Source organism: Winogradskyella sp. HB-48 (assembly GCF_049942685.1).
Classification (GTDB): domain Bacteria; phylum Bacteroidota; class Bacteroidia; order Flavobacteriales; family Flavobacteriaceae; genus Winogradskyella.
Genome location: NZ_CP187934.1, coordinates 2086698 through 2109636 on the forward strand (window position 1 = coordinate 2086698; position 22939 = coordinate 2109636).

A 22939-nucleotide genomic window follows, 5' to 3' on the forward strand; every position below is an offset into this window, starting at 1 on the left:
TGTCTTATGTCAATTTTTAGTCAACATCTAGCTTAATTGGTTTGTAACGTTTGTATAAATATACGTTCTTATTTTCATTGCTTATTTTTAGATGTGTTTCTGATGCCTCTAAAACGGTTTCTTTCCATTTGGCGTAAGGTGTACTGTAATAGAGATTTAAACTATCATTTTCAAGATTTACAATTAACTTTTCAGCATCATCCGAAGTAAAATAAGTATCATTAATTCCAGGATTTAGTTTTTTTCTAAAACCATGTAGACTATCATTAATGCTTATGTAATCTATAGTTTCGTTAAATTGATATTGCTTTTTTGTACCGTCTGTTAAAGTAACTTCTTCTATCTCCCAATAGCCATTCAGATGCTCTATGTATGTTTCAGGATTTTCTGAACAACTGAAGACTAGAACTATAATTATAAAATAAAACTTCTTCATAACTTAAGGATTTTATATGATTGATGAATTTGCTTAACAATACCTTCTGTTCGATCAGCATGTGTATCGCTGATAAAGATTTGCCCAAAATGCTCATCATCAACAAGACTGATAATTTGTGAAACCCTGTTTTCGTCCAACTTGTCAAAAATATCATCTAAAAGCAAAATAGGTGAGACACCACTTTGTTGTTTTATAAAATCGAACTGTGCCAGTTTCAATGCGATTAAAAATGATTTTTGTTGTCCTTGACTTCCAAATTTTTTTATCGGAAAATTATCAATTGTAAATGCCAAATCATCTTTGTGTATACCAACACTTGTATATTGAAGCGCTCTGTCTTTATTGAGGTTATTTTGCAATAAATCCATTAGGTCACCATTAAACAAATCGCTTTTGTATTTTAAATCTATGACTTCTTTACTCTTACTGATAGCCTCATATCGTTCCTTAAAAATTGGGATAAAGACTTTTAAAAAATCATCACGTTTTTTAAATATTTCTTTACTGTAAGTATTCAGTTGTTCATTATAGATTGAGAGCGTATCAGCATTAAAGGTGTTATTAAGAGCAAAGTATTTTAAAAGTGCATTTCGCTGAGATAGTACTTTATTATATGCAATAAGTGCAGATAGATAGGATTTGTCGCTTTGAGAAATAACACTGTCAATGAATTTGCGTCTGGTATCGCTACCTTCAATAATTAGGTCTCTATCAGCAGGAGATATAATGACCAAAGGAATAAAACCTATATGGTCGCTAAACTTTTCATAAGCTTTTCCGTTGCGTTTTATTATTTTTTTCTGCCCTCTTTTTAGTGAAACAATAACCTTTTCAGTGCGTTCATTTTTGGTAAAACTACCATCAACCACAAAAAAATCTTTATCGTGTTTTATGTTCTGAACAGCTACAGGATTAAAATAACTTTTACCAAAAGCCAAATGATAAATGGCGTCTAAAGCATTCGTTTTACCTATGCCATTAGCACCAACAAAACAATTTATTTTGCTGTCGAAATCAAAAACCTGACTTTCAAAATTTTTGTAATTAACTAAAGATAGTGTATTTAGAATCATAAAAAACAGACGCTCTTTCCTTGAATTTACTAGTGTTTTAATGTAATCAAAATTCTCGCAAATTATTGAAAAATAACAAATAATTAGGCTTTTAAATCCCAATAAAAATTTTATTTTTGCGCACGCATTAATAGACAAGATATGGCAACGTATAAGAAAAGAGGCTATAAACCGAAAACACAAAAAGAGAAGGAAGTAATTGCTGAGGAAAACTCAACAACAGCTGAGGTATTTAACACACTAGATGAGGGTGCTACCAAGACAGAGGAATGGTTTGTTAAAAATCAGAATTACATTGTTGGAGTAATAGCTGCGGTAGCACTTATAGTTTTAGGCTATATGGGTTATAACAAATTTATTGCAGAGCCTCATGAAAAAGAAGCGATGAACGAAATGTACACCGCAAAAAAATATTTTGAGGATGCTGCAAATGGTATTTCTTCAGACTCACTTTATCTTATGGCTATCGAAGGAGGAGAAGGAAAATTTGGTATGAAGGACATTGCTAGGGAGTATAGTGGTACACCTGCTGGAAATTTAGCAAACTATTATGCAGGTATGGCATATTTAAACCTGAAAGATTACCAAAATGCTATCACTTACTTAAGCGATTTTTCTAGCGAAGACAAAATGTTAGGACCTATTGCTAAAGGAGGAATTGGTGATGCGTTTGTTCAGTTAGAGCAATTGCCTGAAGCTTTAGAGTATTATGAAAAAGCATTCAAATCTAATGTAAACGATTTTACAACACCTATGTATTTACTAAAAGCAGCAAGAGTTGCTATAAATTTAGGTGAAAACCAGAAAGCTTTAGATTATTTAAAGCGTATAGATTCTGAGTTTGAAAACTCTACAGAAGCTGGACAAGTTGATGTACTAATCGGAAAAGTAGAAGCAAGCTTATAAACATGGCTACTGCAAATCATAATTTATCGAATTACGATAAAGCTACAATCCCAAACGCGAAAGACTTTCGGTTTGGGATTGTTGTTTCAGAATGGAATGATAACATTACTGAAGGCCTATGGCAAGGTGCTTTTGATGCATTGATTGATTGTGGTGCATTAAAAGAAAATATTGTACGTTGGAATGTGCCAGGAACTTTTGAGCTTACCTATGGAGCTGCACGACTATCTAAAAGCATTTATGCTGAGTCTGGCATGTTAGACGCTATAATCGTTATTGGTTGCGTTATACAAGGTGAAACCAAACATTTCGATTTTGTGTGCGAAGGTGTTACCCAAGGAATAAAGGACTTAAATTTATCTGGAGATATACCAGTTATTTTCTGTGTACTAACAGATAATAACATGCAGCAATCTATTGACCGTTCTGGAGGTAAGCATGGTAACAAGGGAACAGAAGCTGCCATAGCGGCCATTAAAATGGCACAGCTTAGAAAAGAGACGAAGTAGAGCTCAGTACAGTATTAAGTATTCATTCGTTAGTATTTAATTATATTGATTGATTTAAATTAGAGTAATCTCATTCCTAATCCCTAACACCTAAGCTTGGCATCTTTTTTGTTGATAATTTTAAGGAATCTTTAAACGTTTTTTCCTAGTATTTTAAGTACTTTTGAGACTATCAAGGTTTTAATTTACAAGAGAACTTGTTTAATCAAAGAAAAAATAAGCGGTTTAGTTATAAGCCACGTTTTCAAGATTCCGAAACCGATAATCATCGGGAAGAGTCGAAGGACGACTTGGAGCGTAAGTGGGTTGAAATGAAGGGTAATACCAATCGAAAATCTAATAAGTTATTTTCTTTACCAGCTTTAATAATAATGCTCATAGCGCTTTTTGTTTTAATGTATGTCTTAGAAGGATATATTAAATAAGGATATTATGGGATTAATGAAATTGAAAAAAAATAAAAAGTATGATTATAAACCACGTTACTACAAAGGTGACGGAAATCCTTATGAATTAAAACACAAGTTCGACGAATACCGTAAAACAATAAATCCACCAAAAGGTTTAAAAGGAAAATGGAATGCCGCAATAGATGAATATCAAAACAGTAGAGATGAAAGCGTAAATAAACGTGTCTTTATTATAGCTGGCATTTTAATTCTATTGTTTTTGTTACTGTTTGGTTTCGATTTGTCTATCTTCTTCCCTCAAAGCTAATGACAGATATCATTCAACTTTTACCAGACCATGTTGCCAACCAAATTGCAGCTGGTGAAGTGGTACAGCGACCTGCATCAGTAGTTAAAGAGCTTTTAGAAAATGCTATAGATGCTGAGGCAGACGAAATAAAACTCATTATCAAAGATGCTGGTAAAACATTGGTGCAAGTTATAGATAACGGCAAAGGTATGAGTGTTACCGATGCGCGTTTGAGTTTTGAGCGTCATGCGACTTCAAAAATAAAATCAGCTGAAGATTTATTTCAATTAAACACCAAAGGATTCAGAGGAGAAGCCTTAGCCAGTATTGCGGCAATTGCACATGTGGAATTAAAAACCAAACGACCAAGTGATGAGCTTGGTACTGCTATCGAAATAGAAGGGAGTACGGTAAAATCTCAAGAAGTTGCTGTAACACCAACCGGCACCTCTGTTGCTGTTAAAAATTTATTTTTTAACATTCCTGCGAGACGCAACTTTTTAAAATCGGATACTGTAGAATTAAGGCATATTACGGATGAATTTCACCGAGTAGCCTTAGCGCATCCTAATATAGCTTTTGCTTTTTATCATAACGGAAGTGAACTTTTTAATCTTCCAAAAGAAAATTATAGGCAACGTGTGGTACATATTTTTGGTAGCAAAACCAATGAAAAACTAGTGCCAGTTGAAGAAGAGACAGAGGTTTTAAAAATTTCAGGATTTGTTGGCAAACCAGAGTATTCCAAAAAAACACGTATGGAACAATTCTTTTTTGTAAACCAACGTTTTATTAAAAGTCCATATCTAAATCATGCCATCAGCGCAGCATTTGAAGGTTTGCTTAAAGATGGTTACCATGCGAGTTACTTTTTAAATCTTACTGTAGATCCTAAAACTATAGATATTAATATTCATCCTACTAAAACCGAAATAAAGTTTGATGACGAGCATACCTTATATGCTATATTAAGGTCTTCTGTAAAGCACAGTTTAGGACAATTTAATATTGCGCCAGTTCTTGATTTTGAACATCAAGACCAATTCAATACGCCTTACAGTTATAAGGATAAGGTAGGCAAAACACCAACTATAGAGGTGGACAGAAGTTTTAATCCATTTGCAGATGACACTGTTTCTAGTGGTTCTTCTTCCAAGTCAACTTCGTTTAAAACTAGTTTTAAACCCACACCATCAACTCATTGGGAAAGTTTATATGTAGGGTTGGAGTCTAAAGGAAATTCTGGTAAAGCAGACTCTGTTGAAGTTAACTTTGAAAAAGAGGTAAAAACCGAAACAATTTTTAGTGACGCATCGGTTGAAACAAGTAAAACCACATTTCAACTACAGCAAAAATATATAGTAAGTACCTTAAAATCTGGAATGCTCGTTATTGACCAGAATAGAGCACACCAACGCGTATTATATGAGAGTTTTTTAAAGCACATCACTATTAAGCAAGCTACAAGTCAGCAGTTATTGTTTCCTCTACAATTGAGTTTTACACCTAATGAAATTAATATTATTTCAGAATTACAAGAGGATTTAGAACATACAGGATTTGTGTTTTCTGACGTTAAGAAAGAAACCATTACAATTACGGGAGTTCCTGTTGGAGTGCCAGAGAGTGAGGTTTCTATCATTTTAGAACAGCTAATTAGTGATGTTGAAAATGATGTTCCTGATGCTAATTTTAGTGCTGCGGATTTATTGGCAAAATCTATGGCAAAAAGTCTTGCTATTAAGAACGGACAAGTACTAAATAATACAGAGCAAGAGCATTTAGTAAATAGTTTATTTGCATGTAAGGAGCCAAATGTATCGCCAAGCAACAGACCAACGTTTATAACAATGTCTACAGACGACATTGAAAAGAAATTTATGTAGTATGAGACAAGGAATAACAGATGCCGTAAAGCATTTATTGATTATTAATGTAATAATGTTTATTGGTACAATGGCTATAGGCAATGGTCAATCATTTTATCAATGGTTTGCTTTGTATTTTCCTAAAAACCCTATGTTTGAACCATGGCAGGTTTTAACACATATGTTTATGCATGGTGGTTTAACTCATATTTTATTCAATATGTTTGCTCTTTGGATGTTTGGTACTGCCGTTGAACAGGTCTTCGGTATGCGAAAGTTCATTGTTTTCTATCTTCTTTCAGGTTTTGGAGCGGCAATTATTCAGGTTGCATTTTTATATTTTCAATTTAATACTGGTTTAGAAACATTGTTGGATTCTGGTTTTTCTCAAACGGAAATTTTAAATGTTCTAAGCGAAGGTCAATATGATAAGAGGTGGGTTCCAGTTTTAGGTGATAAATTTCAAGGGTTTGCCAGTGCATTTAATTCAACTATGGTTGGGGCTTCTGGTGCAATTATGGGTGTTCTTGTTGCTTTTGGAATGTTATTTCCAGAATCTAAGCTGATGTTGATTTTCTTACCAATACCGATTAAGGCTAAATATTTTATTCCAGGAATCATTGCATTAGATTTATTCTCGGCATTGTCAGGGCAATCTATATTTAGCCCAAGTAACACAGCATATATGGCTCACGTTGGAGGTGCACTTACTGGGTTTTTGCTAATGTATTTTTGGAAGAAAAACGAACGCGATAAATACCGTTGGAATTAAAAATGACAACTTTTGAAAGTTTAAAATATCGTTATGATAACCTTGACGTTTTTGGTAAGATTATTACCATAAATGTTATTTTGTTTATTGTAGATGTTGTACTGACAAATCTGTTAAAACTTGGTATAGTTGAATACTTTAAATTACCGTCCATTTTTGGTAATTTTATTCTACAGCCTTGGTCTTTAATATCTTATGGATTTTTTCATAACGGACCTTTTCATCTGTTATTCAATATGCTTTTTTTATTCTACCTGTCAAGAGCAGCATCTAACTTGTTTAGAACCAAAATGGTTTTAAATATTTATCTGCTCGGTATTATTTCAGGTGGTTTGGCTTATCTCGCTGTTGCTAATATTGTACCAACTAATTTCTTTGGTGCTAAAAATGGCATTATGGTTGGTGCTTCTGCAGGTGTTAGTGCCTTGCTAATGTTTATTGCCATTTACATGCCTAAATCAGAAATTAGGTTATTCAATACTTTTAATGTTAAATGGATGCATATTGCCATTTTCTTTGTGGTTATGGATGTTTTCAGGCTAATGTTAGGGATTAATCAAGGAGGTTATGTGGCTCATATAGGTGGCTACATCTTAGGGTATTATTATGCCACGCAATTGGTAAAAGGAAAGGATATTGGTGTTGGTTTTGAGCGTATGATGGACTCGGTAGCAAGTTGGTTTAAGCCCAAGTCTAATTTAAAAACGGTACACAGAACATCAAAGGCACCTTCAAGAACATCATCAAGATCAAAACCATCAGATAAAAGTGATAAACAAAAAAAGATAGATACTATTTTAGATAAAATCAGTAAAAGTGGTTACGAAAGTTTATCATCTGAAGAGAAAGCATTTTTGTTTGATGCGAGTAAAGAAGATTGAAAGCAATGAAAAAGTTAGGTTTCTTTAACAAGATTATATTTATTGTCAACTCATTGGCAGCTTTCTTATTGCTTATTTCTTACCTATTGCCTTACGTTCCTCCAAAGAGTTTTGCGACTTTGTCCGTTCTAAGTTTAGGTGTACCATTATTAATTTTGCTCAATGTTTTTTTCTTTTTGTATTGGTTGCTTCAAGTTAAAAAGCAAATGTTATTGTCTCTTGTTGTGTTGCTTTTAGGTTGGAACTACTTAGGTGCATTATATAAATTTTCATCTTCAAAAAAAGTTGAAGAGCCTGGTAATCTTTCTGTTATGTCATTTAATGTGAGATTATTTAACAAGTATAATTGGAAACCCAACAAAACAACCAGAGAAGACATCATAGATTTTTTTCTTAAAGAATCCCCTGATGTTATTTGCATACAAGAATACACTAGAGGAACACCTATAAAATTAGAGGGCTACACGGATTACAACGGTCGGTATACTAAAGACGCTAAGGGAGGACATACTATATTTTCTAAATTTCCAATTATTAATTCTGGGTCTTTAGAATTTACTAATACTGGTAACAATGCTGTTTTTGTTGATGTAGTAAAGGCAAAGGATACCATTAGAATCTACAATGTACACCTGCAATCTGCAAAAATCAATACAGAAATTGATTATATAAATAGTCAATACTCTAGAGATGTATTTTTAAAACGAGTTAAGGAAGCATTTATAATGCAGCAATCACAGGTTGAGCTTTTTTTAGAGCATAAATCCAAATGTCCACACAAAATTATTGTTGCAGGTGATTTTAATAACACGTCATATTCATATAGCTACAAAGAGATTTTAGGCGATGACTTAAAAGATGCTTTTGAAAAGGCTGGTAACGGTTTTGGTAAATCGTTCGATTTTAAATTCTTTCCGCTGCGAATCGATTTCATTTTAGCAGATAAACGATTTAAAATCAATGGTTTTAAAACCTATAATGATATCAATCTTTCCGATCACTACCCTGTAAAAGCTACTTTAAACCTAAATAAGTAAGCAATCCACACCATCTGAAACAATATGAGCTAAAAGACCAATAGCAAAAACTCGGGTTATTTTGGGTAATAATAGAATGGTATACACTACAATAGCATAATAACTATGGAGCGGATGAAAACCGATACTGCAACGATTCGCATCGAAAATTGGATTGGCCAATAGATGATCTAGGTCAATAATAAATGCTGAAAGCATAACGAAGTACATTTTTAGCCACTGCTTTTTAAAGAATATAATTGAAATTGCTAGAGGCAGACCAAAATGCAGCCCATAATGAATTGCAAACTTTAGCATTTACTTATGCTTTGACGATTAAGATACAACTCGGTATTAGGTCCTTCATTAAAAAGTAAATCTAAAATGCTCAGATTGGGAATAAAGCCATGTTTGTCTGTAAATACTTGTGTATAATACTCTAAGTTACTGGCTTCGTAATTACGTTTTACCAAAGGTCTAAAATCTGTTTTATCAAAAGTGTCTTTTTCAAAGACTGTACTTTTAGAAACGCTTAATTCTATTTGAAGACTATCTACAATGATTTCGAAACATTTTAGATTCAAATCTAAAATATAGTCGAATTTTTTCTCAAAAAGTGGCATAAAATCGTCAATATAAAATTCAAAAAAAGGAGACATGCTGTAAGCCGATTGTAGTGATTTTAAATGCAATAATTGCCAATTATCTTCATTGGCAATTTTTACATCTTTGTACAATTGTCTGTTTTTTTGAGAGTAATTTACAGGAACAGTAAGTGCTAATTTGCCATTAGATCCATAGATTTCTGTACGATTTCTGAAGGATTGCTTTTGGTAGTTGTCGCAAACTTCAAAACACAAAGAATCTGACTTTACCATAGCAACAAAGTGCGCTATATTCGGGAAGTAAGTTGGATGTATAAGGCAATCCATTCAATAAGGATTTAAGAAGCTGAAGCCTTCTTTTTCTTACGCCATTTATGAAAACCATAAATACCTAATACCAAAACTAAAAATGGAATAAAATATGAGGTACGTTCACCAGAACCGCTTACTGTTGTAAAGATTCTGTCCCAACGAAACTTCCAATTTTTAATACCACCATCCATTAGGCCATCTATACTCATCCAGATAAACACAGGTTTTCCAAAAATATGATCATAGGGTACAAAGCCCCAATATCTACTATCAATAGAATTGTTTCTGTTGTCACCCATCATCCAGTAGTAATCTTGCTTAAAAGTATATGAAGTTGCAGGTTGGTTGTTAATATAAATCTCATCTCCTCGAGTAACAACTTCATTGCCTTCGTATTCGCCTATGGCACGCTTGTATAAAGCAATATTTTCAATATTCAAATCAACCGTAGCACCGGCTTTAGGAATCCAGAGCGGTCCAAAATGATCTGTATTCCAATCATTATGATAGGTATCTCTAGGAAAAACATCACCAGAAATACCTTTTTCCTGAATGACACGTTCTACACTAGCTACATTAGGTTGTACTCTAAGTTTATTAACCGCTTCATCTGATGCTGCCGCTAAATAAAATGAACCGTCAGGATTAATTCTAAAACCATCATCAATGTCCGCTTTTTCTAACATATTGTAAAACAAGCGTTCTTCGCCAGCTGTGGTAATAGGTTTTTTCAGAGTTAAGCGATAAGAAAATTGCAAATTAGATCTTGGAGGTAATACATTTTGCTTACCATTAATAAATACATAGCCGTCTCTTATCTCTAAAGTGTCACCTGGTATTGCAACACAACGTTTTACCAAATTGGTTTTTTTATCTATTGGTTTGTAGTAGTTGCGATCTGGCGTAAATACATTCATGTCCAACAACGTATCTGCTGGTTGGTTAAAAACGACAATGTCATTACGCTCAACACTTTCAAAGCCAGGTAATCTAAAATAGGGAAGTTGTAGTTTGTTTTTCCAAGACGTGTTACGTTCTTCATAATTATCGCTAAATAAATATGATTTTATACCCAATTTTGGAATGGTGTCATGTACCATTGGTGCTCCAACAGTGGTCATAGGACCTCTGGCACCGTAATGTATCTTGCTAACAATTAAGAAATCACCAACTAATAACGATTTTTCTAAAGACGACGATGGAATAACAAACGGTTGAAAAAAATAGGTATGTACTATAGTGGCAGCTACAATAGCGAATAGGATGGAAGTAATCCACTCACCAGCAGAGGTTTTTGGCTTTAGTTGTCTGTTTTCGATGTACTTAACATCTTCAACATAGTTCAAATAATACAGATAAAAGCCAAGGGTTAAGATACAGATTAAAGCATCTAATTTACTGTCTTTACCAAATGCCCTCGCAGTTTCTACCCAAGCTGCAGGAATCATTATAAGATTTACAATTGGTAAAAACATAAGAATAACCCACCACCAAGGACGAGAAATTATCTTCATTAAAATGACAGCATTGTAAACAGGTACAAATGCTTCCCAAGCTTGTCTACCAGCTTTAACATAAAGTTTCCATGTACCTAAGCCATGAATAATTTGTAATATCAGTAAAAAAATAAACCACTCTGTCCAAGTCATAATTTTATGTTTAGTCTAGTAGGTTGAAAAATATTTTAATTTGTTTCAAATGATTGGCAAATTAACCAATGTTTAACACATCTTTCATGCTAAAGATGCCTTTTTTATCTTTTATCCATTCCGCTGCAATTACAGCACCCAAAGCAAAGCCTTGTCTACTGTGCGCTGTGTGCTTAATGCTTATAGAATCAATTTCAGAATTATAAGTAATTTCGTGAGTACCAGGAACCTCAGGAATACGTTTGGCTTCAATATGGATTTCATTAGCATTTGGTTTTTCTAATGTCCAGCTTTTATAGTCAGTGTTTTTAATAATTTGTTCAGCCAGAGTTATAGCTGTACCACTTGGTGCATCTAACTTTTGGGTATGATGAATTTCTTCAATTTCAGTGGTATAACCTTCAACAGAAGATATAAGTTGACTTAATTTTTTGTTGATTTCAAAAAATATATTCACACCTAAACTAAAATTAGAGGCGTACAGGAATGTCCCATTTTTAGAATTGCAGTAGTCAATTACTTCGTTATAGCGTTCGAGCCATCCCGTTGTACCAGATAGTACAGGAACACCAGCATCCAAGGCCTTTTTTATATTATCGACTGCTGCAGTTGGAATGCTAAAATCTATAGCTACATCTACATTAGAAAAGTCTAAATCATCAGTGGGCTCGGAAACCTTTAGGATAATATTGTGGTTACGCTCAAGAGCAATAGCTTCAATACTTTTTCCCATTCTACCATAACCAAGTAAAGCTATATTCATCAGAATTTAAAGTTTAAAGTTAATCCTAAATCTCCTGAATTTTCCATCTGGTTGTATTGATAATGTGGACTTAAGCTCAAATTCTCATCTACATTAAATTGAAGCAGATGCGCATCTACATTAGCATCAATGATGTTGAGGGCATACAAGCCAATGGTCACTAAAAGTGAAACTTCTTTGTTCCTTCTAAATTGTTGTTGAGCTCGTATTAATCCGTCATTAGAAATAAGAGGGTTACCGTTGGCATCAGAAAATTCATCATCAGTAAAACCTGCTAAACGTCTTTTGTAAGCATCTCTGTAACGATCAAATTGTTTGTCGTTTCTAAGATAGAAATAAACTCCGGTACCAATAGCTCCCCAAACTATTGGAATTTTCCAGTACTTTTTATTATAAAACTGTCCTCCGCCTGGTAAAATAGCTGAATAAAACGCTGCCTTAGAGGGTCTTAAAGGGTCAATTTCTTGCCTTTTAATGAGTGCATTATCTATGAGTACAGGCTCTTTGTCTATAGAAATGCTCGTAGTATCATTTTCTACTTGAGCAGATGAAAATGATAATGATACAACACATAGAATACCAAAGAAAAGCTGTTTATTTAGCACGCTGTACTAGTTTTTTAATTCTATTGAAATCCTCTTCAGAGTGAAAAGGGATTGTAATCTTACCGCTACCATTTTTGCCTAACTTTACATCTATCTTGTGACCAAAATAATCCGAAAAATCTTTGATACCCTTTTTGATGTATTTAGGAACCTCTGTTGGTTCGCTTTCAGGCTTATCTTCTTCTTTACTGTTAAGATTTTTAGCCAGTTGCTCGGTAGCTCTTACAGAAAGTTTATTGCGAATTATTTTTTCATATACTTCGAGTTGATCTACAGGACTTTCAATATTTACCATAGCTCTACCATGACCCATGGAAATAAAACCATCTCTCATTCCGGTTTGGATAATTGGATCTAGTTTTAACAGGCGTAAATAGTTGGCTATAGTAGAACGTTTTTTTCCCACACGCTCACTCATTTGTTCTTGAGTAAGGTTAATTTCATCAATTAAACGTTGATAGGATAAAGCAATTTCAATGGGATCTAAATCTTGTCTCTGAATGTTTTCAACCAATGCCATCTCTAGAGATTCTTGGTCGTTGGCTATTCTAATGTATGCTGGAATAGTTTCTAAACCAATAAGTTTAGAGGCTCTAAAACGACGTTCACCAGAGACTAACTGATATTTATTAAACGCTAATTTTCTAACTGTAATTGGTTGAATAACACCCAACTCTCTAATTGAAGATGCTAGTTCTCTAAGCGATTCTTCATTAAAGTTAGTTCTAGGTTGAAATGGATTGACCTCAATACTGTCAATATCAAGTTCAACAATATTACCCACAACTTTGTCGGCATTTCTATCCTCTACAGACTTAATATCATTATCTGGATCTTTAAGCAAAGCAGAAAGTCCACGTCCTAAAGCTTGTTTTTTGGTCGCTTTCGCCATTACAATTCATTTTTCTTTATAAGCTCTTTTGCCAAACTCAAATAGTTAGTCGCACCTTTACTACTTACATCATAGTTTATTATACTCTCACCATAACTTGGTGCTTCACCGAGTTTTACATTACGCTGTATAATGGTTTCAAAAACCATATCGCTAAAGTGCTTTTGTACTTCTTCTACCACCTGATTCGATAGACGTAAACGCGAGTCGAACATGGTAAGTAGCATACCTTCAATGTCTAACGCCTGGTTGTGTATTTTTTGTACACTTTTAATAGTATTTAACAGTTTTCCTAAACCTTCAAGCGCAAAATACTCACATTGAATAGGAATAATTACGGAATCTGAAGCTGTCAAAGCATTTAGAGTTAATAACCCTAATGAAGGTGCACAGTCAATCAATATATAATCGTATTCAGATTTCAATTCTGAAATAGCTTGTTTAAGCATGTACTCTCGCTCATCTTTATCAACAAGCTCTATCTCAATAGCTACAAGGTCTATATGAGCAGGAATAACGTCTACATTTGGCGCATTTGAGGCAATTATGGCTTCTTTAGCTGTTTTGGTATGTTCTAGAACCTGATACGACCCAATTTCTACAGCATCTACATCGATGCCTAAACCAGAACTTGCGTTAGCCTGTGGATCTGCGTCTATAAGTAGGACTTTCTTCTCTAGTGCACCTAGAGATGCTGCTAAATTTACAGAGGTAGTCGTTTTTCCGACACCACCTTTTTGATTAGCAATAGCAATGATTTTACCCATTAAATGATTTGGTTTATTAAGGGCTAAAAATACAATTTATTATGGGTTTTGAAAATTGAAGTTGTTAACACTTTAGCCTTTTTACGCGTAGGTAATATTTTTAAACTTTTTTACGTTATGGATTGTATCAGCTAACTCAGGGTTAAATACTTGTGAAGTTTTAATTGTCAGTTTTTTAACATGATTTTAAAATCTTAATATTTAACTTTAGCATAACCAATAAATTAATCAAAAACATGAAAACTAATTTCCGCACTGCATTAGTGCTGGCAGTTGCTTTACTATTTTTTGTTATAGTAGAAGCTCAGCCAAAGCAAACCGCCTCTGTAGAAGGCATCACGGAGTACAAATTGGATAACGGACTTAAGGTTCTATTATTTCCAGACAATTCTTCTCAAACTATCACTGTCAATATTACCTATAAAGTAGGATCAAGACACGAAGGTTATGGAGAAAAAGGAATGGCTCACCTGTTGGAACACCTTGTGTTTAAAGGAACACCAAACCATCCAGACATTCCAAAAGAATTAACAGCTCGTGGTGCTAGACCAAATGGTACAACTTGGTACGACAGAACTAACTATTTTGAAACTTTTAATGCTACTGAAGATAATTTGGATTGGGCTTTAGATTTGGAAGCGGATCGTATGGTGAACTCTTATATTGCTAAAAAAGATTTAGATTCTGAATTTTCGGTGGTGAGAAATGAGTTTGAATCTGGTGAAAATTCACCAACCAGTGTGTTGATGCAAAAGGTAATAAGCTCTGCATTTTTATGGCATAATTACGGACAATCAACTATTGGTAATAAGTCTGATATTGAGCGTGTTCCGATTGAAAACCTAAAAGCATTCTATAAAAAATATTATCGCCCAGATAACGCAGTTTTAATGGTTACAGGTAAGTTTGATAAAGATAAAACCCTGGCCTTAATCGAAAAGAAATTTGGTGGCATAAAAAATCCAGATACTCCATTGAGAGATGTGCCTACCATAGAACCTCCACAAGATGGCGAAAAGAGAGTGGAGTTGAGTAGAGTGGGAGATTTGCAATTAGTATCTGCATTATATCACACACCAGCAGGATCGCATGTAGATTATGCGCCATTAGCGCTTGTGGAAAATATCTTAACAGATCAACCTTCTGGTCGTTTATATAAAGCTTTGGTAGAAAGTAATAAAGCATCTTCTATTTGGAGTTTTTCGCCATTTACCAAAGAGCCTGGTTTTATGTATTTTAATGTCGATGTACCTTCAGATAAATCATTGGCTGATGCTGAGGCTACCTTATTAGAGATTTTCGATGGGCTTAGAGATAATCCAATTACCGAAGAAGAGTTAAAACGTGCTAAAGCCAACTTAGGCAAGCAAATGGATCAAATGATGCGTAACTCTTCATTTCTAGGTACTTATACAAGTGAGTTTATAGGAGCTGGAGATTGGAGGTTAATGTTTATCCATAGAGACCGCGTAGAAGCCGCAACACTAGAGCAAGTCAATGAGGTTTTAAGCAACTATTTCATAAAGACCAATAGAACGGTTGGTAATTTTATTCCGACAAAACAACCAATGCGTATCGAGATTCCTCATACAGAAGGACTGGAAGAGTTAGTAACTAACTATAAAGGTAAGGAAGCCATGAGCGTAGGTGAGGCTTTTGATGTGTCTTATGCCAACATTCAAGCACGTTTAGATTCAGGTACTATTGGTCAAACGGGAATCGAATATGGATTTATCAAAAAAGACAATAGAGGTGAAACCGTAAACGTTAATTTCACCTTTAGAAACGGCAGTGTTGATGATTTAATGAATAAGGGAATGGTAGCGAGTTATACGGCTAGAATGCTCAATAAAGGTACTAAGAGTAAATCAAGACAGGACATAGAAGATAAGTTAAGTGAACTTAAATCTAGTGTTTTTTTCAGTGGTAGTAATGGTAGAACATACGCTTATGTAACCTCGACCAAAGAACACTTGATGGAAACTTTAGATTTAATGACGGAGATGTTAAAATCGCCAGCATTTAGTCAAGAAGAATTAGATAAGCTTAAAACTCAGGATATCGCTAACATTGAGCGAAACAAAACAGAGCCACAATATTTGGTTCAAAAACGTTTGGGTGAAATTAACCAAAGGTATGAAAAAGGTCATCCGCTATACAATATGTCTATGGAAGAGGAGCTTGCAGCTATTAATGATGTTACGGTTGAAGCAATGCAAGACTATTATAATAATTTTTACGGTATTTCTAATAACGCGACTTTAGTAGCTATTGGTAATATTGATGAAGCAGCACTTAAAGGTTATTTTGAAAAAGAATATGCCGATTTTAAATCCAACTTACCATATTCTGAAATTAAAGACCCTTACACGGCAAATAATCCTGCTAACGAGCAGATTAAAACTCCAGACAAAAAGAATGCCTTTACCTTAGGATTCTTAAACTTTGAATGTAGCCAGTATGACGATGATTATGCAGCTTTACAAGTTGCAGGTTCTGTATTTGGTGGTGGGTTCTTAAATTCTCGTATTGCTACAAGATTACGTCAGCAAGATGGTGTAAGCTATGGCGCAGGAGGTGGAGTTAATGTAGATAGTGATAAAGAAGATAAAAACTCAGGAATGTTTATCTATGCTATCTATGCACCAGAAAACGATGCAAAAGTGCAAAAAGGCTTTGAAGAAGAGATTGCACGTTTTATCAAAGATGGTATTACACAGCAAGAATTAGACGATGCGGTTGCAGGTTGGGTACAGGCTCAAAGTGTTTCTAGAGCAAAGGATAATGAATTGGCTAGTACTATAAATAACAATCTTTACTATGATAGAGATATGATGTTCCAAAAGAACATTGAAGAAAAGGTAAAAAGCTTAACTGTTGAAGACGTTAATAAGGTGATTAAAACCTATTTTAAAGAAATGAAAGATTGGACCGTTGTGAATGGAGGTGACTTTAAAGAATACGAAATAAAAGACACCAAAGATAAAGTTGATGATTAAGGCATAATTTAAAAAATAAAAGCCCTTCAAAATGAAGGGCTTTTTATATGTATTGATTTTTGAGTTTTAATCAATCAAAATTTCCAAAATCTTTATAGCAGCATCACTGATTTTAGTTCCTGGTCCGAAGACTGCAACAGCACCAGCATTGAATAGATATTGGTAGTCTTGCTTTGGTATCACACCACCAACGATGACCATGATATCTTCTCTACCATAATTTTTTAATTCTTCAATAACTTGCGGTACAAGAGTTTTGTGTCCAGCAGCTAATGAGGAAACACCTAAAATATGCACATCATTTTCTACAGCTTGCTTAGCAGCTTCTTTTGGTGTTTGGAATAATGGGCCAATATCAACATCAAAACCAACATCGGCATAACCAGTAGCTACTACTTTAGCACCTCTATCGTGACCATCTTGCCCCATTTTTGCAATCATAATACGAGGTCTACGACCATCTTGTTCTGCAAATTGATCGGCTAATGCTCGGGCTTTTTTAAAGCTTTCGTCGTCTTTTATTTCTTTGCTATACACTCCGCTAAATGATTTTATTTGTGCCTTGTAACGTCCAAATTCAGCTTCTAATGCATCGCTAATTTCGCCTAAAGTGGCACGTTTTCTTGCTGCATCTACGGCTAAAGCTAACAAATTCCCATGGAAATGGGAATCTCCTGAAGAGGATTTTGATTTAGCATCAGAATTTGACCAATCTCTAGCGGCTTGAGTTAATTTAGCCAACGCTTCAGTAACTTCTTTGGTGTTTCTAGTATTTTTAATGTGGTTAAGACGTTCTATTTGTTGGTTTCTAACCGTCTGGTTATCTACTTCTAGAGTTTGGATTGGGTCTTCTTGTTCTAAACGATATTTGTTAACTCCAACTATGATGTCTTGTCCTGAGTCAATGCGTGCCTGCTTGCGAGCAGCAGCTTCTTCAATACGTAACTTCGGAATTCCGGCTTCAATGGCCTTGGTCATGCCGCCCAATTCTTCAATTTCTTGGATATGCTCCCAAGCTTTATTGGCAATCTCATGAGTAAGCGATTCAACATAATAACTTCCAGCCCAAGGGTCTACTGTTTTGGTGATGTACGTCTCTTCTTGAAGATATATCTGTGTGTTACGAGCAATACGTGCAGAAAAATCCGTTGGTAAGGCTATAGCTTCATCCAGTGCGTTGGTGTGTAAACTCTGTGTGCCACCAAAAGCAGCAGCAGCAGCTTCGATACAAGTTCTTGCAACATTGTTAAAAGGATCTTGCTCAGTTAAACTCCAACCAGAAGTTTGGCAGTGTGTTCGCAGTGCCAGCGATTTGTCATTTTTAGGATTGAATTGCTTTACCAGTTTTGCCCAAAGCATACGAGCTGCGCGCATTTTGGCAATTTCCATAAAATGATTCATGCCAATGGCCCAAAAGAAGGATAAACGTGGAGCAAACGTGTCTATATCCATGCCTGCTTCCAAGCCTTTTCTAATGTACTCTAGACCATCAGCTAAGGTGTAAGCCAACTCAATATCGCAGGTTGCACCAGCTTCTTGCATATGATAACCAGAAATACTGATACTGTTAAACTTTGGCATGTTTTGACTGGTGTACTCAAAAATATCAGAAATGATTTTCATCGAAGGAGTTGGTGGGTAGATGTAGGTATTACGCACCATAAACTCTTTTAGAATATCATTTTGAATGGTTCCTGCCAGTTGTTGTGGTTTTACTCCTTGCTCTTCGGCTGCAACGATATAAAATGCCATAATTGGTAATACTGCACCATTCATGGTCATAGAAACTGACATTTTATCGAGTGGGATTTGGTCGAAGAGAATCTTCATGTCTTCAACCGAATCTATGGCTACACCTGCTTTACCGACATCGCCAACAACACGCTCGTGGTCTGAGTCGTAACCTCTGTGTGTGGCTAAATCAAAAGCAACCGAAAGTCCTTTTTGTCCTGCAGCCAAATTACGTCTATAGAAAGCATTACTCTCTTCAGCAGTAGAAAAACCTGCATATTGTCTAATCGTCCAAGGCCTAATGACATACATGGTAGAGTATGGACCACGAAGATTAGGTGCAATACCAGCTACAAAATCTAAGTGTTCTAAATCTTTTAGATCTTCTTTTGAATAATTAGATTTTACTTTAATGTCTTCAGCTGTTAGAAAATCTGTTGAGGTATTTTCTTTTTCAGCTAAAGATCTTAAATTTATATGTTGAAGGTTTTTTCTGCTCATAACCTTAATGTTTTAGTGAAAATATCAACCATAGATTTTATCTATATTGAGTTTTATTCTTCTTTTAATCTTTTGATTTCCAAATTTTCAGACAATCTTTTTTCAATTATTGGTTCAATAAGGGTTTTTCTTTTTTCAACCCTTAAAAATGGACTTACTTCCAAATCATTTTTCATTTTATCAGCAGGATTTGGATGCTTGTTAGTTCCTAAAAGGATTAGTTTTTTGGCATCAAAATCAGCTTGTTCTTTATCAGCACTTTCTTTAATTTTTCGTTGAATTGTGCCTTCCTTTAATTGACTTAAGAAACCTCCATGAGCTTCAATGTCTTTAAAAAGTATAAGTGCCTTTTCTGCTAATTGTTCGGTTAAACTTTCAATATAATAAGCACCATCTGCAGGATTATTTACCTTATGAAAATAACTCTCATTTTTAAGCACTAGAAGCTGGTTGCGAGCAATACGCTCTCCAAATTCATTTGGTTGATGATACAAACTATCATATGGTAAGTTGGCAATGACATTTGCACCACCCAATATTGCACTCATGCACTCTGTTGTGGTACGTAGCATATTCACATTATAATCGTAAATCGTTTTGTTGCGTTTGCTTGGTATGGCAACAATTCTGCAGTTGGTATTAAAGCCATATTCTAAAGCTAGAGCTTGCCATAGTTGTCTAAGCGCTCTAATTTTAGCTATTTCGAAAAAGTAATTTGAGCCAACAGTTGTGTTAAAAGTTACTACTATTGATTCTTTTATTTCGTCTGAGAGATTATCGAAATGATTTAAATATTCATTGGCATGTGCTAAACTGTATGCCAATTGCTGTACAATAGTAGCACCTGCATTTTGGTATAAACCAGCATTTATTGAGAGTTGATATGATGATTTTAAAATAGCATCAAATTTTTCATGATCTTCTTTTAAGCTTGAATACCAATTTCCTGTTTTGGCAAGATTTCCTATGATGTCGGTATGAATAGTTGCCTGAACTCCATTGTCCTTAGAACTTATTTTATTTAAAAAATCAACTGAAAGGAAATCGCATTTTATCTCAACAGAAACTGATTTTAAATCAATATTCTTAAATAAGTCTTCAATCGAAATAGTATCACAAGTGATATTGAAAATAATATTCTCGGCACCTCTAGAAATTGCATCGATAGCTTTTGCATTGGCTTCTTTAGTATCAATTACCTCGATTACTTGTGAGATTTTCCATTGTGTGGCTTTAGTTCTTGAGGTTTCTGGTAAATTTTCAAATTCATCAGAATGGTAAAACGGTTTTACGTCTATGCCTTCGTTAGTGTGCCAAATTAAGGTGTCGTTGTAATCAGCACCTTTTAAATCTACTTGTATTTTTTGTTTCCAAGCTTTTGAGGAAACACCTTCAAAATCTTTAAATAAGGATTTACTCATCGTTATCTTGTTTAGCTATGCTGTCTTCGTACTCTATAATGAAAATATCTTCGTTATCTTTTTTCATATAGTAATTTTCACGTGCGGCACGTTCGGTACCTTCTTCTGTGCTTAGTTCTTTTATAGCTTTCTTATCTTTTGCGATTTCGTTTTTATAATGCTCTTTTTGGTATTCTATTTCTTCAATTTCTTTATTGAGCTCTCGGTGGAACAATAATGAATGGGCATCAAAAAATAGCATCCAAACAATAAACACCGTAAGCACAAGAACATAAATGTTCTTAAATGGTTTTAGAAATTTATTGTTCAGTAGTTTCATTGTAAACGTTCGTTTATTATTGTTTTAACGATGTCTACAGCTACTGTGTTGTATTTGTTGTTTGGTATAATGATATCTGCATACTCCTTCATGGGTTCTATAAATTGTTGATGCATAGGTTTTAATGTAGTTTGGTATCTTGTTAATACTTCGTCTATATCTCTACCTCGTTCTGTAATATCTCGCTTTAGACGACGTATTAATCGTTCGTCAGAGTCCGCATGAACAAATATCTTGATGTCAAACAATTCTCTTATTTCCGTGTGAGATAGAATGAGTATGCCCTCAACTATCATTACTTTTCTTGGTTGGGTCACTATAACATCGCCAGTTCTGTTGTGTTTAACAAAAGAATATACAGGTTGATCAATAGATTTACCTTTTTTAAGGTCTTTGAGGTGCTTTTCTAAAAGTTCGAAATCAATGGAACGTGGATGGTCAAAATTGATTTTTACACGTTCTTCAAAACTTAAATGAGATGTATCCTTGTAATAAGAATCTTGTGATATTACCCCAACTTCTCCCTCTGGTAGTTCTTGTAGAATTGTATTAACAACAGTGGTTTTTCCACATCCTGTTCCTCCGCCAATTCCGATTATGAGCATTGTAAATGTTTAGATTTAGTTAGTTCTGCAAAGTTAATTAATTAAGGCTAGTTTTTAATGACTTTTGTCACATCTTCAGTGGTTATAAATTTACCGTAACTATTTCCCCAACTATTGTTGATGTAGTTCATTACATCTGCTACTTCTTCATCACTTAAGCCTAAAGGTGCCATAACACTGTTGTAGGTTATACCGTTTACAACAATTTCACCAGACATCCCTTCTTTTATGCCTTTTATGCTAGCTTCCTGATTTTCCTTTAAATAATCTGATTGGGCTAAAGGTGGAAATACTTTTGGCGCGCCTTCACCATTTCCCATATGACAGGTTATGCACAGATCCTCATAAACTAATTTGCCGCGCTCTATACTAGCTTTCAGTTGTGGATCAGAACTAGTGTTTTCTTTGTTTAATGAATAATCTGCAATATTAGTTTTCTTGTTATCATAGTTACAAGAAACCACCAAGAATGCTACAACTAACAGTTTGCAATATTTTATCATTCTCTTAATAATTTTACAATTCCTAAATTTTCTACTCCAACATAAATATAGCCGTCTGGCCCTTGTTCTATAGATCTAACTCTACCTATATCATCCAATAAGCGTTCTTCTTTAATGACTTTACCATCTTTTAGAGTACACATATCTAAATACTGAAATTTTAATGAGCCGACCAATAAATTACCGTCCCAATAACCATATTTGTCGCTATTAATAAAAGCCATTCCACTTGGTGCTATTGAAGGATCCCAATAGTGAAGCGGTTGTTCCATACCTTCTTTCTCGGTAATATCAGTGAATTTTGTGCCACTGTAATTAACTCCATAACTAATAACAGGCCAACCGTAATTTTTACCTGCTTTTATGATGTTGATTTCGTCTCCACCTTTTGGTCCATGTTCATGGGTCCATATTTCACCTGTTTTTGGGTGTATGGTCATTCCCTGAGGATTTCTATGACCATAAGAGTAGATAGCTTTTTTAGCATTAGTTTGCTCGTAAAATGGGTTGTCTACTGGGATTGTGCCATCATCATTAATACGATAAATCTTGCCACAGTCTCTTGTAATATCTTGTGGGTTTTCGTCACGGTTTCCTCTGTCACCAATAGAGAAAAATAGATAACCATCTTTATCAAATTGAAGGCGAGAGCCAAAATGCTGTCCCTTCCTTGAATTTGGTTCTGCTTTGTATAACACTTTCCAGTTGGTTAGAGTCATATTCTTAAATATAGCCGAAGCAATTGTGGTGTTACCACCATCTTCTTTCCCATCTGAAGAGGCATAGGAGAAATAGACAAGATGATTATTTTTGTAATCAGGATGAAGTGTGACGTCCATAAATCCACCTTGTCCTCTCACATATATTTCTGGTAATCCGGAGATTTCGGTTTTTTTACCACTTTTAAAATGAATTAATTGCCCTGCTTTTTCTGTAATAAGCATAGCACCATCAGGCAAAAATGTAAAACCCCATGGTATATTAAGTTCAGAGACAATAACTTCATGGGTGTTTTTGGTATTAGTAGGATTTTTATCTTGAGCACATGTGAGTATGCTTATTAGAATTAAACCTATTATTGGAAGTCTTAATTTCATAATAAAA

At 34.6% G+C, this 22939-nt stretch carries 23 protein-coding genes; 8 read left to right on the top strand and 15 right to left on the bottom strand.

What is annotated here, in order from left to right; all coding sequences use genetic code 11:
• Positions 1-16: 16 nt before the first annotated feature.
• Both ACPX19_RS09380 and recF read right to left on the bottom strand, forming a co-directional pair.
• On the bottom strand, positions 17-436 hold the full coding sequence (locus tag ACPX19_RS09380; protein ID WP_426429744.1) for a hypothetical protein: 420 nt from the start codon (positions 434-436) through the stop codon (positions 17-19).
• Positions 433-1512 (bottom strand): DNA replication/repair protein RecF, encoded by a 1080-nt coding sequence (recF, locus tag ACPX19_RS09385; protein ID WP_426429745.1) that lies wholly within the window; start codon positions 1510-1512, stop codon positions 433-435. Before recF ends, ACPX19_RS09380 begins: the two co-directional genes overlap by 4 nt.
• Positions 1513-1653: 141 nt before the next feature.
• Here recF and ACPX19_RS09390 point away from each other — a divergent pair, with 141 nt between their 5' ends.
• The 7 genes from ACPX19_RS09390 to ACPX19_RS09420 all read left to right on the top strand — a co-directional run bounded on the left by ACPX19_RS09390 (position 1654) and on the right by ACPX19_RS09420 (position 8184).
• Positions 1654-2418, top strand: coding sequence for a tetratricopeptide repeat protein (locus ACPX19_RS09390; RefSeq protein WP_426429746.1), 765 nt, complete (start codon positions 1654-1656; stop codon positions 2416-2418).
• 2 nt (positions 2419-2420) lie between these two features.
• A complete protein-coding gene (gene ribH, locus ACPX19_RS09395) occupies positions 2421-2927 on the top strand; it encodes a 6,7-dimethyl-8-ribityllumazine synthase (RefSeq protein ID WP_426429747.1) in 507 nt (168 codons plus the stop codon).
• Between the two features lie 441 nt (positions 2928-3368).
• Positions 3369-3644 (top strand): riboflavin synthase subunit beta, encoded by a 276-nt coding sequence (locus ACPX19_RS09400; protein WP_426429748.1) that lies wholly within the window; start codon positions 3369-3371, stop codon positions 3642-3644.
• The gene (mutL, locus tag ACPX19_RS09405; RefSeq protein ID WP_426429749.1) at positions 3644-5512 is read left to right on the top strand and encodes a DNA mismatch repair endonuclease MutL; all 1869 of its coding nucleotides are present in this window, start codon (positions 3644-3646) and stop codon (positions 5510-5512) included. The genes ACPX19_RS09400 and mutL overlap by 1 nt, the downstream gene beginning before the upstream one ends.
• Position 5513: 1 nt before the next feature.
• Positions 5514-6266, top strand: coding sequence for a rhomboid family intramembrane serine protease (locus ACPX19_RS09410; RefSeq protein ID WP_426429750.1), 753 nt, complete (start codon positions 5514-5516; stop codon positions 6264-6266).
• A gap of 2 nt (positions 6267-6268) precedes the next feature.
• Positions 6269-7147, top strand: coding sequence for a rhomboid family intramembrane serine protease (locus tag ACPX19_RS09415; RefSeq protein WP_426429751.1), 879 nt, complete (start codon positions 6269-6271; stop codon positions 7145-7147).
• 5 nt (positions 7148-7152) lie between these two features.
• A complete protein-coding gene (locus ACPX19_RS09420) occupies positions 7153-8184 on the top strand; it encodes an endonuclease/exonuclease/phosphatase family protein (protein WP_426429752.1) in 1032 nt (343 codons plus the stop codon).
• On the opposite strand, the gene ACPX19_RS09425 is transcribed toward ACPX19_RS09420, so the two are convergent.
• From ACPX19_RS09425 to ACPX19_RS09455, 7 genes are all read right to left on the bottom strand, one after another.
• Entirely contained in the window at positions 8173-8481 is a 309-nt protein-coding gene (locus ACPX19_RS09425) for a DUF6122 family protein (protein ID WP_426429753.1), read from the bottom strand. The genes ACPX19_RS09420 and ACPX19_RS09425 overlap by 12 nt on opposite strands.
• Positions 8475-9095, bottom strand: a complete 621-nt coding sequence (locus ACPX19_RS09430) for a WbqC family protein (protein ID WP_426429754.1) — start codon at positions 9093-9095, stop codon at positions 8475-8477. The genes ACPX19_RS09425 and ACPX19_RS09430 overlap by 7 nt, the downstream gene beginning before the upstream one ends.
• Positions 9096-9106: 11 nt before the next feature.
• Positions 9107-10729 carry a signal peptidase I gene (gene lepB, locus ACPX19_RS09435; RefSeq protein WP_426429755.1) on the bottom strand — a complete coding sequence of 541 codons (1623 nt, stop codon included), beginning with the start codon at positions 10727-10729 and terminating at the stop codon, positions 9107-9109.
• Between the two features lie 61 nt (positions 10730-10790).
• Positions 10791-11492, bottom strand: a complete 702-nt coding sequence (gene dapB / locus ACPX19_RS09440) for a 4-hydroxy-tetrahydrodipicolinate reductase (RefSeq protein WP_426429756.1) — start codon at positions 11490-11492, stop codon at positions 10791-10793.
• Positions 11492-12097 carry a DUF5683 domain-containing protein gene (locus ACPX19_RS09445; RefSeq protein ID WP_426429757.1) on the bottom strand — a complete coding sequence of 202 codons (606 nt, stop codon included), beginning with the start codon at positions 12095-12097 and terminating at the stop codon, positions 11492-11494. Before ACPX19_RS09445 ends, dapB begins: the two co-directional genes overlap by 1 nt.
• Positions 12087-12989 (bottom strand): ParB/RepB/Spo0J family partition protein, encoded by a 903-nt coding sequence (locus ACPX19_RS09450; RefSeq protein ID WP_426429758.1) that lies wholly within the window; start codon positions 12987-12989, stop codon positions 12087-12089. The genes ACPX19_RS09445 and ACPX19_RS09450 overlap by 11 nt, the downstream gene beginning before the upstream one ends.
• Complete coding sequence (locus ACPX19_RS09455; protein WP_426429759.1) at positions 12989-13756, bottom strand: ParA family protein; 768 nt, start codon at positions 13754-13756, stop codon at positions 12989-12991. The genes ACPX19_RS09450 and ACPX19_RS09455 overlap by 1 nt, the downstream gene beginning before the upstream one ends.
• Before the next feature lie 236 nt (positions 13757-13992).
• Between ACPX19_RS09455 and ACPX19_RS09460 the strand changes: the two genes are divergently transcribed.
• Positions 13993-16755, top strand: coding sequence for a M16 family metallopeptidase (locus ACPX19_RS09460; protein WP_426429760.1), 2763 nt, complete (start codon positions 13993-13995; stop codon positions 16753-16755).
• A 66-nt stretch (positions 16756-16821) separates the two neighbouring features.
• On the opposite strand, the gene scpA is transcribed toward ACPX19_RS09460, so the two are convergent.
• Genes scpA through ACPX19_RS09490 form a run of 6 tightly spaced genes read right to left on the bottom strand, consistent with a single transcriptional unit; the run spans position 16822 to position 22932 of the window.
• Positions 16822-18987, bottom strand: a complete 2166-nt coding sequence (gene scpA, locus ACPX19_RS09465; RefSeq protein WP_426429761.1) for a methylmalonyl-CoA mutase — start codon at positions 18985-18987, stop codon at positions 16822-16824.
• Positions 18988-19040: 53 nt separating this feature from the next.
• Complete coding sequence (locus tag ACPX19_RS09470; RefSeq protein ID WP_426429762.1) at positions 19041-20408, bottom strand: methylmalonyl-CoA mutase subunit beta; 1368 nt, start codon at positions 20406-20408, stop codon at positions 19041-19043.
• Positions 20401-20727: an FtsB family cell division protein gene (locus ACPX19_RS09475; RefSeq protein WP_426429763.1), complete on the bottom strand. Its 327-nt coding sequence runs from the start codon at positions 20725-20727 to the stop codon at positions 20401-20403. Before ACPX19_RS09475 ends, ACPX19_RS09470 begins: the two co-directional genes overlap by 8 nt.
• Complete coding sequence (udk, locus tag ACPX19_RS09480; RefSeq protein ID WP_426429764.1) at positions 20724-21332, bottom strand: uridine kinase; 609 nt, start codon at positions 21330-21332, stop codon at positions 20724-20726. The genes ACPX19_RS09475 and udk overlap by 4 nt, the downstream gene beginning before the upstream one ends.
• Positions 21333-21379: 47 nt before the next feature.
• Entirely contained in the window at positions 21380-21835 is a 456-nt protein-coding gene (locus ACPX19_RS09485) for a c-type cytochrome (RefSeq protein WP_426429765.1), read from the bottom strand.
• Entirely contained in the window at positions 21832-22932 is a 1101-nt protein-coding gene (locus ACPX19_RS09490; RefSeq protein ID WP_426429766.1) for a PQQ-dependent sugar dehydrogenase, read from the bottom strand. Before ACPX19_RS09490 ends, ACPX19_RS09485 begins: the two co-directional genes overlap by 4 nt.
• Between the last annotated feature and the right edge of the window lie 7 nt (positions 22933-22939).